The sequence below is a fragment of the Natronomonas salina genome (assembly GCF_013391105.1).
GTDB lineage: Archaea > Halobacteriota > Halobacteria > Halobacteriales > Haloarculaceae > Natronomonas > Natronomonas salina.
The window spans coordinates 1,435,211-1,447,420 of record NZ_CP058335.1; the positions used below are offsets into that span (position 1 = coordinate 1,435,211).

The 12,210-nt window shown below is 70.0% G+C and carries 13 protein-coding genes; 2 read left to right on the top strand and 11 right to left on the bottom strand.

Annotation, left to right across the window (positions count from 1 at the left end; genetic code table 11):
* Positions 1 to 154 precede the first annotated feature (154 nt).
* Positions 155 to 1,495, top strand: coding sequence for a glutamate-1-semialdehyde 2,1-aminomutase (hemL, locus tag HWV07_RS07660; protein ID WP_178333730.1), 1,341 nt, complete (start codon positions 155 to 157; stop codon positions 1,493 to 1,495).
* Positions 1,496 to 1,540: 45 nt separating this feature from the next.
* On the opposite strand, the gene HWV07_RS07665 is transcribed toward hemL, so the two are convergent.
* From HWV07_RS07665 to HWV07_RS07715, 11 genes are all read right to left on the bottom strand, one after another.
* The gene (locus tag HWV07_RS07665; RefSeq protein WP_178333731.1) at positions 1,541 to 1,801 is read right to left on the bottom strand and encodes a glutaredoxin family protein; all 261 of its coding nucleotides are present in this window, start codon (positions 1,799 to 1,801) and stop codon (positions 1,541 to 1,543) included.
* Positions 1,802 to 1,935: 134 nt separating this feature from the next.
* Positions 1,936 to 2,088: a hypothetical protein gene (locus HWV07_RS07670; RefSeq protein WP_178333732.1), complete on the bottom strand. Its 153-nt coding sequence runs from the start codon at positions 2,086 to 2,088 to the stop codon at positions 1,936 to 1,938.
* Positions 2,089 to 2,418, bottom strand: coding sequence for a DUF7344 domain-containing protein (locus HWV07_RS07675; protein WP_178333733.1), 330 nt, complete (start codon positions 2,416 to 2,418; stop codon positions 2,089 to 2,091).
* A 105-nt stretch (positions 2,419 to 2,523) separates the two neighbouring features.
* A complete protein-coding gene (locus HWV07_RS07680; protein ID WP_178333734.1) occupies positions 2,524 to 3,951 on the bottom strand; it encodes an aryl-sulfate sulfotransferase in 1,428 nt (475 codons plus the stop codon).
* 49 nt (positions 3,952 to 4,000) lie between these two features.
* Entirely contained in the window at positions 4,001 to 5,479 is a 1,479-nt protein-coding gene (locus HWV07_RS07685) for an NCS2 family permease (protein WP_178333735.1), read from the bottom strand.
* A 134-nt stretch (positions 5,480 to 5,613) separates the two neighbouring features.
* Positions 5,614 to 6,327 (bottom strand): phosphoribosyltransferase family protein, encoded by a 714-nt coding sequence (locus HWV07_RS07690; RefSeq protein WP_178333736.1) that lies wholly within the window; start codon positions 6,325 to 6,327, stop codon positions 5,614 to 5,616.
* Between the two features lie 97 nt (positions 6,328 to 6,424).
* Positions 6,425 to 6,955: an orotate phosphoribosyltransferase gene (pyrE, locus tag HWV07_RS07695; RefSeq protein ID WP_178333737.1), complete on the bottom strand. Its 531-nt coding sequence runs from the start codon at positions 6,953 to 6,955 to the stop codon at positions 6,425 to 6,427.
* Positions 6,956 to 7,007: 52 nt separating this feature from the next.
* Complete coding sequence (locus HWV07_RS07700) at positions 7,008 to 8,117, bottom strand: mandelate racemase/muconate lactonizing enzyme family protein (RefSeq protein WP_178333738.1); 1,110 nt, start codon at positions 8,115 to 8,117, stop codon at positions 7,008 to 7,010.
* A 55-nt stretch (positions 8,118 to 8,172) separates the two neighbouring features.
* Positions 8,173 to 9,861 carry a sensor histidine kinase gene (locus tag HWV07_RS07705; RefSeq protein ID WP_178333739.1) on the bottom strand — a complete coding sequence of 563 codons (1,689 nt, stop codon included), beginning with the start codon at positions 9,859 to 9,861 and terminating at the stop codon, positions 8,173 to 8,175.
* Positions 9,862 to 9,976: 115 nt separating this feature from the next.
* Positions 9,977 to 10,267, bottom strand: coding sequence for a DUF424 domain-containing protein (locus HWV07_RS07710; protein ID WP_178336017.1), 291 nt, complete (start codon positions 10,265 to 10,267; stop codon positions 9,977 to 9,979).
* Positions 10,267 to 11,007: a tetratricopeptide repeat protein gene (locus HWV07_RS07715; RefSeq protein ID WP_178333740.1), complete on the bottom strand. Its 741-nt coding sequence runs from the start codon at positions 11,005 to 11,007 to the stop codon at positions 10,267 to 10,269. The genes HWV07_RS07710 and HWV07_RS07715 overlap by 1 nt, the downstream gene beginning before the upstream one ends.
* 162 nt (positions 11,008 to 11,169) lie before the next feature.
* Between HWV07_RS07715 and HWV07_RS07720 the strand changes: the two genes are divergently transcribed.
* A complete protein-coding gene (locus HWV07_RS07720) occupies positions 11,170 to 12,186 on the top strand; it encodes a sodium:calcium antiporter (RefSeq protein ID WP_178333741.1) in 1,017 nt (338 codons plus the stop codon).
* The last annotated feature ends 24 nt before the right edge of the window (positions 12,187 to 12,210 follow it).

The following is a 12,210-nucleotide window of genomic DNA, read 5'->3' on the forward strand; positions in this document are numbered from 1 at the left end:
ACGAACATCCATATCTACGGATCTATTCTGGCCTAATGCTGCATTCGATGGCAGAGCGCCCGCCCGACGGGCCAGTGAGGGGTGGTCCCATATCCGCCGAAGCGGCGGCTCCCGAGACGGTAACCTCTTTCGGGGCGGGCGGTCAACGCCCTCCATGAACCACTCCGCGTCGCGTTCGCTGTACGATCGGGCGCTGTCGGTGCTCCCCGGCGGCGTGAACTCGTCGGTCCGCGCCGCCCCGCAGCCGTACCCGCTGTTCGTCGAGCGCGGGGAGGCCGGCCACGTCGTCGACGCCGACGGCAACCGCTACGTCGACTGGGTCCAGGGGCTCGGGCCGCTGCTGCTCGGCCACGACACGCCCGAACCGGTCCAGGCCGCCGTCCAGTCGCGGGCCGCCGAGGGCCCGATGTACGGCATGCCGACCGAGATCGAGGTCGAGCACGCCGAGTTCGTCTGCCGGCACGTCCCCAGCGTCGAGATGGTCCGGTTCGTCAACAGCGGCACCGAGGCGACGGTCTCGGCCGTCCGGCTGGCCCGCGGCGTCACCGGACGGGACAAGGTCGTCGTCATGCAGGGCGGCTACCACGGCGCCCAGGAGACGACGCTCGTCGAGGGCGACGCCGACCACCCCAGCCCCTCCAGCGCCGGCGTCCCGCAGTCGTTCGCCGAGCACACGCTCCCGGTGCCGTTCAACGACGAGGCGGCGGCCCGCGAGGTCTTCGAGGAGCACGGCGACGACGTCGCCGCGGTCCTCGTCGAGCCCGTCCAGGCGAACATGGGCATCGTCACCCCGGAGAACGGCTACCACGAGACGCTGCGGGAACTGACCGAGGACCACGGCTCGCTCCTGATCTTCGACGAGGTCATCACCGGCTTCCGCGTCGGCGGCCTCCAGTGCGCCCAGGGGAAGTACGGCATCGACCCCGACCTCACGACGTTCGGGAAGATCATCGGCGGCGGCTACCCGGTCGGCGCCGTCGGCGGCAAGACCGAGTACCTCGAGCAGTTCAGCCCCGTCGGCGACGTCTTCCAGGCCGGCACCTTCTCCGGACACCCGGTGACGATGGCCGCCGGCCTCGAGACGCTCAAGTTCTGCGCCGAGAACGACGTCCACGACCACGTGAACGAGCTCGGCCGGCAGCTACGGGAGGGCCTCACGGACATCGTCGCCGACCACGCCCCCGAGTACACCGTCGTCGGGACCGACTCGCTGTTCAAGGTGATCTTCACCCGCGCCGACGACGGCCCGCAGGACGACTGCTGTGCGAACGGCTGCCGGCAGGACCCCTCCTGCAGCCGGTACGAGTCCTGTCCCAAGCGCGGCACCGACGTCAAGCGGGCGGAGACCGAGCGCTACGCCCGACTGTTCCGCCCACAGATGCTCGAGGAGGGCGTCCTCCTCTCGCAGAACCAGTTCGAGTCGAACTTCGTCTCCTACGGCCACACCGAGTCGGACGTCGAGGAGACCCTCGAGGCGTACAAGGAGGCGCTGTAGCCGCCGCTGTTCGGGGCGAGCGTCCGGAGAAGTACCGGCGGGCGTTCAGGCGCTCGCGCCGTCGCCGTAGTTCTCCTCGAGGTACTCGACGATGTCGTCGGACTCCGGCATCCCCTCGACGCCGTTCGCCTCGTCCACGATGACGGGGACGCCGGTCTGGCCGCTGACCTCCTCGACCTCCGTCCGCTCGGAGTGGTCGCCAGGTACCTCGACGGTGTCGTAGTCGACGTCGAGGTCCTCCAGCTTGTCGGTGACCTTCGCGCAGTACGGACAGCCGGGGAGCTCGTAGAGCGTGATGTTCGCCATCGCCCGTAGATACGGCGTCGGGCGTAAAGAGCGCGGCGGTCGTGTGTCCGGCCGTGACCAGACCGGGCAGGTACCTTCGGCGTACTCGGTCTGACGGAACGGGCGCCGCCGATGGGAGGGAGGAGCGGTGGCGGCTATCGAGCCGCCTCGATCCACTCCTCGGCGACGAACTCGTCGTAGCAGGGCTCGCAGAGCGCCACCTCGAGTCGCCGGTCCCCCTCGACGACCAGCGTCCTGGTCGCCCCGTCGTCGCCGGCGGCGCAGTTCGAGCACTCGAGTCCGGCCATCTACTCGATCTCCAGGGTGCGGCCGGGCTCCTCGACAGACTCCGGGACGGGGCCCGTGAGCGTCAGCGTCCGCCGGTCGGCGTCGAACGCGACCAGACCGGCCGCCGCCAGCTTGGGGACGTGGCGGTGGTAGAGCGTGATCTCGACCCGCTCGGCGGAGTCCTCGCACTCGCTGTCGGCCGCCAGCTCCGCGGCGACCTCCGACAGCGACGCCGGCCCGTCCGCCCCTCGCAGCAGCGCGAGGACCCGCCGTCGCCGCCGGTGGGTGAGTACCTCGAACAGTTCGTCCCGATCCCGTCCCTCGGTCCGCCGGCTCGATTCCAGTTGCATTATCGCCACGGATGGGGGAGTTCGGGATAAGGGGTTTTCCCAAGATATTAGGTAAGTATCTGGAAACCGGATATCTGCCGGTCTCTTCGCACCCGTGGCCGCCCCTCACCCGAGCCGGTCGCCGATACCGGCCGTGATGCGACGGCGGTGGACGACGGCCTCGCCGACGCCCCAGCCGAGCGCGACCAGCAATCCGAGGACGAGCGACAGGAACGCCCACGAGCCGATGCCGACCGGGCGGAAGAACGGCTCGACGTGGGAGTACCGCGTCGCGAGTTCGTCGAACGCGCCGGACCAGGGCGTGTGAGAACCGAAGTCCGAGATGCCGTCGCCGACGGTGTACTGGCTGGCCGGACCGCTGTCCCCGCCGCCGGTGACCGTGTAGTTGCCGCCCGTTCCGTGGTCGGCCATCGTCGGGCCGTTGGCGCCCTCCTCGCCGCGCTCGGCGTCGTACGGCGCCCACGCGGCGTAGAACTCCCAGACGACCTCGCCCTCCGGGGTGATCTCGACGACGCGGTGGTTGAGCGTGTCCGTCACGAGCGTGTTGCCGTTCGGCAGCCTGTCGGCGTCCCGGGGCCAGTTGAAGCCGTCGACGGACCAGGTGCGCTCCCACTCGCACTCCTCGGGCGGGGTGCCGGCGCCGAGCCGCGGGTCCGCGTCGCCGCAGTCGCGCTCGTACTCGACGACGCGGTCGTTCTCGCTGTCGGCGACGAGGACGACGGGCGTGCCGTCCTCCCGTTCGAGGTACTCGGGGTTGTGCTGCTCGTACAGGATCTCGTGGTCGTCGTCGGAGCCGAGCCGCATAACGATCTCGTCGGTCTCGCGGTCGACGACGATCGCCTGATCGAAGTTCCGCGGCGAGGCGAGGACGTAGCGCTCGTCGTCACCGATCAGGTCCACGTCGTTGACGTGCGTCCAGTCCTCCGAGAAGCCGCCGTCGGTGTCGTTCGGGTAGTGCTCGCGGAACAGCCACTCCCACTCGGTCTCGCCGCTTTCGGTGTCCTCGATGTAGAGCCGGTCGTCGCTAACGCCCGTGCTCTCGTCGAAGTTCCGCATGTTCGCGACGAGCAGCCGGCGGCCGGACAGCAGGTTGACGTTGTGGGTGTCCATCGCGCCCGGTAGCTCGTGGGTCCAGACCGGCTCCCCGGTCGCGGGGTCGTACTCGAAGACGACCGTGCCGTCGGTGTTCGTGGCCGTCACGAAGAGGTTCCCGTTCGACAGGGTGTCGACCTCGTAGAACCAGTTGGCCCCGACGGAGTCGCCGTCGAAGCGCCACTCGACTTCGGCGTCCGGGTCGGCGGCGACCAGGCGGGCGGGTTTCTTCGGCTTGCCGTAGCCAGCGAAGTGGAACCCCTGGACGCTGACGTACGTCGTGTTCTCCGCCGGCTGCTCGACCGTCCCGGGGCCGAGTTCGACGGCGTCGGTCGCGACGGCGGAGTAGGCGGCGGGCAGCAGGAGCGCGAGGACGAGGGCGGCGAGCACCCGGCGGAGTACCGCACGCCGGGAGTGGCCGCTCGCTCGCGGGAAATCCATGGTGCCACAGGGGAGTGACCGGAAGGAAGGTGTTACGGTTCCGCGCCCGTCAGAACGCCAGCATCCCGGCGCTGACCGCGAAGTAGACGACGAAGTAGACGACGAAGACGGCCGCCAGCACCCACTGTCCCGGCGAGACGTCGCGGCGCTCTCCCATCGCGGCCTTGACGAGCGGGTAGCTCATGATGCCGGCCGCCAGCCCGTTGGCGATGGAGGCCGTCAGGGGCATGACCGTGATCGTCAGGCCGGCGGAGATGGCCCAGGCCGGGTCCTGCCAGTCGATGTCGGCTACTCCCTGCAGCATGAGGATCCCCACGACGACCAGCGCGATGTAGGTGGCGTACGTCGGGATGGCGGTGACCAGCGGGACGACGAGCAGCGACAGCAGGAAGAGGATCCCGACGACCAGCGCCGTGAAGCCGGTGCGGCCGCCCTCCTCGACGCCGGTCGCCGACTCGATGAAGGTCGTCACTGTCGAGGTGCCCATCATCGCGCCGACGGTGGTGCCGACGGCGTCGGCCATCAGGGGTTCGTCCATGTCGGGGAGGTTCCCCTCGTCGTCGAGGAAGCCGCCGATCTGGGAGACGCCGATGAGCGTCCCCGCCGTGTCGAAGAAGTCGACGAAGAAGAACGTGAAGACGACCAGCGCGAACGTCAGCGGGTCCTCGGTGATGAGCGAGAGGCCCTCGACGAACCCGAAGAACAGCGGCGTGAAGTCGTACTGGACGCCGAACAGCAGCGAACCGAGGCCGTCGGACTCGACCTGCGAGACGGTGCCGGGTTCGAGGACGCCGCGGTCGACGACGCCCGCGAGCGTCAGCGCGTAGCCCGCGACGGCCGTCGAGAGGATGCCGAGGACGATCGACCCCTTGATGTCGCGGGCGTACAGCAGCAGCGTGACGACGAGGCCGAGCAGCGACAGCGCCGCGACCGGGCTCTGGAGGACGTTCCCCAGCGTGACGAGCGTCGCGTCGTCGGCGACGACGACGTTCATCTCCTGGAGGCCGAGGAAGAGCAGGTAGACGCCGATACCGGCCCCGACCGCGAACTTCACCGGTTCGGGGAACAGCCGGATGATGTACTCCCTGGCGCCGACGGCGGTCAGCGCGATGAAGATGACGCCCTCGGTGAACACCGCGGCGAGGGCGACCTGCCACGGGACGCCCAGCGTGAGCACGACGGTGAAGGTGAAGAAGGCGTTCAGGCCCATGCCCGGCGCCAGGCCGAACGGCCGCTTGGCGTACAGCGCCATCACGAGGATGGCGACGACCGACGCCAGGATGGTGACGACGGTCAGCATCTCGACGACCTGGGCGAACGTGTACGTCTCGCCGGCGATCTCCGTCCGCAGAACCTCTCCGCCCTCGGGGACCCCACCCACGATGGCCGGCGCGAGGATGTTCGGATTGACGACGACGATGTACGCCATCGCCAGGAACGTCGTGACCCCCGCCAGCGTCTCCGTCTCGAAATCCGTGTCGTGCTCGTCGAAGTCGAAGTACTCCGCGAGCGAATCAGTTACACCCATAATTCACGTTCGAGCATACCGCGGGAGTGGTTCTTAATACTTGTCGTCTATTTCTGGCTTTCCTACGCACGAACTTGGATACTTCGGGGGTAGGCGGCGAGCCCGCGACGCCACGAGATAGGCACCGTTGCGGGTCACTCCAGGGTGACGAGCGAGCCGACCGGCGCGTCCGTGTGCGCCCTGGCGCGGTCGATCCCCTCGTCGCCGACGGCGATGAGCGCGAAGACGCCGGCGACGTCGGCGCCGGCCGAGTCGGCGATGTCGAGGAGCAGCTCCTGGGTCTCCCCCGACCGGATGAGGTCGTCGACGACCAGCACGGACTCGCCGGCGTCGACGGCGTTCGCCGGGAGGTAGTAGTCGATCTCGATGCCGGAGGAGAGCCGCTGTCGGGCCTCGATGAACTCCTCGACGGCCGTCTCCCGGGACTTCTTGGCGTACGCACAGCGCGCGCCGAAGTGCCGGGCCATCGCCGCCGCGAGCGTGATGCCGTCGGTCGCGGCCGTCAGCACCGCGTCCGGCGGTTCGATGCCCAGCGACTCGGTGGCGACCGGCGGGACGAGCGACAGCAGCGACTGGTCGAAGACGACGCGGGAGTTGTCGACGTACCCCTCGTCGTCGAGGGCGATGCGGGCGGTCAGCTCCTCTGCGAGCAGTTCCTCGCCGACGCCGTCGACCACCTCGCGGGCGCGTGCCTCGCTCGGGAGGACGTGCCCGTTGACGTAGCGGTTCAGGTCGCCGGCCGGCAGCCCGGTCTCGGCGGCGAGCTCCTCGTACGTGTGCGTCTCCTTCAGCGTCCGCAGCACGTCGACGGCCCGCAGCTGGAGGGCGGCCTTCTCCGAACGGTTCATGTCCTAGACGGCGGCCCCGCACGCGCATGAATACTTCGATGTATCCCGAAGAGACAATAGACACAGAGGTGGATACCGACGGCGACGGCCGGGCGGCTCAGTCGCGGTCGGCGTCGGCCAGGAGGTCCGAGGCGGTCAGCAGCGACTCGAGTTCGACGTCGTGCTCGGCGAGGTTCTCGCGGGCACCCTCCTCGCGGTCGACGACCACGAGCACGCGGTTCACCGTCGCGCCGGCCTCCCGGAGCGCCTCGACCGCGTCGACGGCGCTCTGACCCGTGGTGGCGATGTCCTCGAGGACGACGACCTCCTCGCCCGCTTCGAGAGAGCCCTCGATCTGGTTGCCGGTGCCGTACTCCTTGGCCTGCTTCCGGACGATGACGTAGGGGGTGGCAGTCTCGACGGCCGTCGCCGCCACCAGCGGGACCGCGCCGAGGGCGACGCCGGCGAGCTTGCGGCCGTTGAGGCGCTCTGCGAACGCCTCGGCGATGCGCTCGAGGCACTCCGGGTCGGTCTCGAAGACGTACTTGTCGACGTAGTACTCGGAGGTGCCGCCGTGGGAGAGCTCGAACTCCCCGAACTTGACCGCGTCGGCGGCCCGGAGCGCGTCGATGAGTTCCTGGTCGGCCATATCGGTTCCTCGCGGGTCCGGGTGAAAAACGGCGCGGAATCGTCGCTGCGGTCTACTCGTCGGCCGCCTCCGCCAGCACGTCGTCGGGGATCTCCACGCCGAGGCCCGGCTCCTCCGGCGCGCGGATGGTACCGTCGTCGTGGGCGAACCCCTCCTCGAGCATGAACGACCAGACCTCGGGCGTCCACGGCGGCTCCATCGGGTACTCGCACCAGGGGCTGCCGACCGCGGTCATCACGTGGAGGTTCGCCGCGAAGCCGAGGGCGTTCGTCCAGGTGTGCGGGACGAACTGGAGGCCGTGGGCCTGGGCCATCCGCGCGACGTCGACGCCCTGTCTGATGCCCGTCGCCAGCGCGGCGTCCGGCTGGAGGACGTCGAGGGAGCCCTGGTCGACGAACTCCCGGAAGTGGTGGACGCCGTTGTTGAACTCGCCGCCGGCGACGTTGACGTCGACGGCGTCCCGGAGCCGGGCGTACCCCTCGTAGTCGCGCCGGGGGAGCGGCTCCTCGAGCCACTCGACGCCGCCGATCTCGTCGAGGCCGCGGGCGAACTCCAGGGCGTCGGCGAACGACCACTTGACCTCCTCCTCCATGACCCGGACCGCCCAGCCCTTGTTCGCGTCGACCATCAGCGTCAGGTCGGGGAACGCCTCGCGGACCTCGCGGACGGTCTCGAGGTGGTCGACCTCGGTGACGCGGAGCTTCACGGCCTCGAAGCCCTCGTCGATCCGTTCCTCGACGTAGTCGATGCGCTCGTCGGCCGGCTGGACCTCGCCGGTCGAGGCGTAGACGGGGATGTCGGTCGCCTCGGCGCCGAACAGCTCGTAGACGGGCTTGCCCGCGTCCTTGCCGATGATGTCCCACAGCGCCATCTCGACGTGCCAGGGGCGTGGCCCGACGAGGTTGACGGTGTCGAGCTTCCCGAGGATGCCCTCGACGTTGTGGGGGTCCTCGCCGGTCAGGAACAGCTCGAGGGGCGTCTCGTACTCGAGGCCGCCGGCGAACGACGGCGAGGCGCCGTAGCCGGTGATGCCCTCGTCGGTCTCGATCTCGAACAGCTCCAGTTCGTGGCTCGACTGCGGGTAGCCGGGGATCCACGTCGGGTAGAACGGCTCCTCGAGGTGGTGCTCGAGGTGGTACTGGTTGACGCCGGTGATCTGCATGGGAGCGAGGCGCACGCGTCCGGCTTCAAGGTTCGCCCGGGCGTCGCCGGGGCGCTTAAGGTGGCCGGCGCCGCGGCCCGTCGGCCCCGACGGCGCCCGCTCTCTCCGCGCCGCCGCGGGTAACGGGCTCGCGGACCTCGGCGCCGGTGAACTCGAAGCGGGCGCCGCCGCCGGCCGCCTCCCTGACCGAGACCTCCCAGCCGTGGGCGACGGCGATGCTCCGGACGACCGGCAGCCCGAGGCCGGTGCCGCCGTGGGTGGAGTAGCCGTACTCGAAGACGTCCGCGCGGCTCTCCGTCGGGATGCCGGTCCCGTCGTCGGCGACGAAGAATCCATCCGGGAGCGCGCCCACGCGAACGGTGACTTCCTCGCCGCGGCCGGCTCCCCCGGCACCGTGCTCGACGGTGTTCCGGAAGAGGTTCTCCAGCAGCTGGACGAACCGCGGTTCGTCGGCGAGGACCACGCCGTCGTCGACGGTCTCGAGAGTCGCCCCGCCCGTCTCGACGTTCCCCCAGGCGGTCTCGGCCGCGTCCAGCAGCGACACGGGAGCGGTCTCCTCGACGGCGCGACCCTCCCGGCCGAGCGTGAGCAGGTCGTCGATGAGCGTCTCGATGCGCTCGGCGGCCGGCGGCACCCGCTCGAGGTGGGAGACGTCGCCGGTCTCCCGGGCCAGTTCCGCGTAGCCGGTGATGGCGTTCAGCGGGTTCCGGAGGTCGTGGGCCGCGACGCGGGTGAACTCCTCGAGGCGCCCGGTCTGCTCGCGGAGCTGGCGCCGCCGCCGCATCTGGTCGGTGCGGTCGCTGGCCAGCAGGACGGAGCCGTCGCCCTCCAGCGGCAGTTCGCGGGTCCGGTACCACCGCTCCGTGCCGTCGACGGTGACGGACCCCGGGTCGTCGCCGGCCGCCAGCAGCGGGTCCGGCGCGACCTCGGAGACCGGGCGGCCGACGGCGTCCCCGCTCGCGGAGCTCTCGTGGCCATCCAGCAGCGACCCGGCCGCCGGGTTGAGGTCGACCACCGCCGACCGTGCGACCGGCGTGAGGTCCGCCAGGCCGACCCGGAAGACGGCGTAGGCGAGCAGCGCGCTGCCGACCGCGAAGCCGACCGGCGTGGGGTCGACCGGGAACGCCGGGCCGAGCGAGAAGAGGTAGGCGACGTTGACGGCCCACGGGAACGCCGCGCCGGCGAGGACGAAAAGCGCCTGCCGGCGGTACACCCGGTGGTTGCTCGCGGCGAACCGCCCCAGCAGCGCGGTCGCGCCGCCGAACAGCACGTAGCTGTACAGCGCGTTCACCCAGAACCAGGGACCCGACTCGGTCGTGAACACGGTCTCGGTTCCGAACGGCACCTCGGAGACGCCCGCGAAGAACAGGTCGTGGCTCGGGTCGGTCGCCAGCAGCAGCAGCGACGCCGCCGGCACGACGAACAGCAGGGCGACGCGACGGGCGTTCAGGTGCGACCCCCAGCCGGTGTACAGCACCGCGAAGACGAACAGCAGCACCGCGGCGGTCGAGACGCCGAGGTACATGACGAGCGTCCACACGTACCAGACCGCCTCCGTCGGCGCGAGCAGCCGACCGAACGCGCCCAGCGACCACAGCAGCACCGCGAGCATGCAGGCGCCGAAGGCGGTCGCGACGCGGGTCGACCGCCGGAGGAGGCAGTAGATCGCGAGGCTCGTCGCGAGGCCGATGGCGACCCCGTAGCCGACGAGCAGCAGGAACGTCGACGTGGCGGTCGCGGTCATCCGGTGGGTCCGTGACCCCGGCCGGCCATAACTCTACCGGGAGTTCTAGCGCCGTCGGGTAGTTGCCCCCTGTCCCGTGCGTGAAAACTACAGCCGGAATCCTACAGCCGGATAACTATAGCCGGAGGTACTGGGCGTGGACCGTCCCGTCGAACTCGAGGACGTTCGCCTCCTCGACGAAGCCGTGCTCGATGGCCACGCCGACGGCCTCGCTGCCGACGAGGTTCGCCACCGAGCACCGCGCGAGGCTGGCGACGACCTCCTCGGCGGTCGCCTCCTCGCCCTCGTAGAAGTCCGGGTCGACCGTCAGCGACGCCTCGCCGTTCTCGAAGGTCTCGCCGAGGACGTCCGGATCGCAGACCGAGACGAGCAGTCCCTCCTGGGTCGACCGCTCGCACAGCAGCATCATTGCTCCTCGACGAACTGCTCCTCGGCGCGCTGCCGTAGCTCCTCGGCCTCCGCGGCGACCTCCTCGGCCTCCTCGTCCTCGCCCATCTCCTCGAGCGCGCGGGCCTTCTCCTCGAGGACGTCGGCGTCGCGGTACCCCAGCCGCATCGCGTTGTCGAAGCAGGAGACGGCGTCCTCCGCGAGGCCGCGCTCCAGCAGGAAGAACCCGCGGTTGTACCAGCCCTGCGGGAACCGCGGGTCGAGTTCGACGGCCCGCTCGGCGTGTTCGAGGGCCTGCTCGGTCTGGCCGGACTTCCACAGCGCGTACGCGAGGTTCGTCTCCGCCGACGCGGCGTGCTCGGAGTCGTCGTCGATGCGGAGCGCCTCCCGGTAGGAGTCGATGGCCTGCTGGAACTCCTGCAGTTCCGCGTGGGCGGCGCCCTTGTTCACCCACGCCTCCTGCTCGATCAGCTCGTCGTCGGCGTACTGGGCCGCCCGCTGGAGGGTGTCCGTCGCCTGCTCGTGGCGGTTGATCCGCATGTAGTCCATCGCCACGTCCAGCAGCTCCTCGGCGTCGACCTGTTCGGACGCGATCTGTCGCCGGTCGAGCGTGTCGGCCACCACGCGGGAGTCCACCGGGTCCACCTGTTCCGGGTCGGGGTCGAGCTCCGGCGGGTCGAGGTCGAACCCCTCGTAGGGGTCGCCGAACCCCTGGCCCTCCGAGAACTCGTGGGAGTCGTCTGGCTCCTCGTCGGTCATGTTACGATGTGTAGCCTACCGAGGGGGTAAAGGGTTGCGACCCGCTTTTCGCACGCGCGGCGCGGCGGAGCCGCGCCTCGCGGCAAGAACGTGGGGGAACTTCGAGGCATACCGGCCGCGCTGGGACAGGCCTTTGTTCGAGGGCCGACACGTCCCACGTAGATGGTCGGTCTCTCGGGCGGCGTCGCGTTCTACCTCGGTCTCGCCATCGTCTCGACGGCGGTCATCTGGGCGGGCAGCGGCCGCCTCGAGCGCTCCGCCGAGCGGCTCAGCAAGCACTACGGCATCCCCGTCGCCGTCCACGGCGCCGTGGTGGTCGCCGTCGGGTCCAGCTTCCCCGAACTGAGTTCCGTCGTCGTCAGCACGCTCGTCCACGACGAGTTCTCCCTCGGCGTCGGCGCCATCGTCGGCAGCGCCATCTTCAACCTGCTCGTCATCCCGGCGGTGTCGGGGCTCACCAGCGACACCCTCGAGGCGACCCGCGACATCGTCCACAAGGACGCCCAGTTCTACGTCATCAGCATCCTCGTCCTCTTCCTCGTCTTCGCCCTCGGGGCCACCTACGTCCCCGGCGGGACGAACCGCGAGGCCATCCTGACGCCCGTGCTGGCGCTGATACCGCTGACGACCTACGCCGTCTACGTCTTCCTCCAGTACCAGGACACCCAAGACCACGTCGCCGAGAAGGTCGAGGTGAACGCCCGCCGGCAGTGGGGCGTCCTCGCCGTCGGCCTCCTGCTCATCGCCGTCGGCGTCGAGGGCATCGTCCGGGCCGCGCTGGGCTTCGGCGCCATCTTCGAGACGCCGAGCCTCCTGTGGGGCCTGACGGTCATCGCCGCCGCGACGAGCCTCCCGGACGCCATCGTCAGCGTCCGCGCCGCCCGGGAGGGCCAGAGCGTCACCAGCCTCACGAACGTCCTCGGCAGCAACACGTTCAACCTGCTCGTCGCCATCCCCGTCGGCGTCCTGCTCGCGGGGTCGGCCACCGTCAACTTCCTCGCCGCCATCCCGATGCTGGGCTTCCTCGCCTTCGCCACCATCCTCTTCGTCGTCTTCACGCGCACCCACCTCGAACTCACCGACCCCGAGGCCTACGTCTTCCTGGGGCTGTACGGGTTCTTCGTCCTCTGGATGACCCTGGAGACCACCGGCGTCGTCGAGACCGTCCGGGGATTCTGACTCGCCCGGGCCCACCCCGGCCCC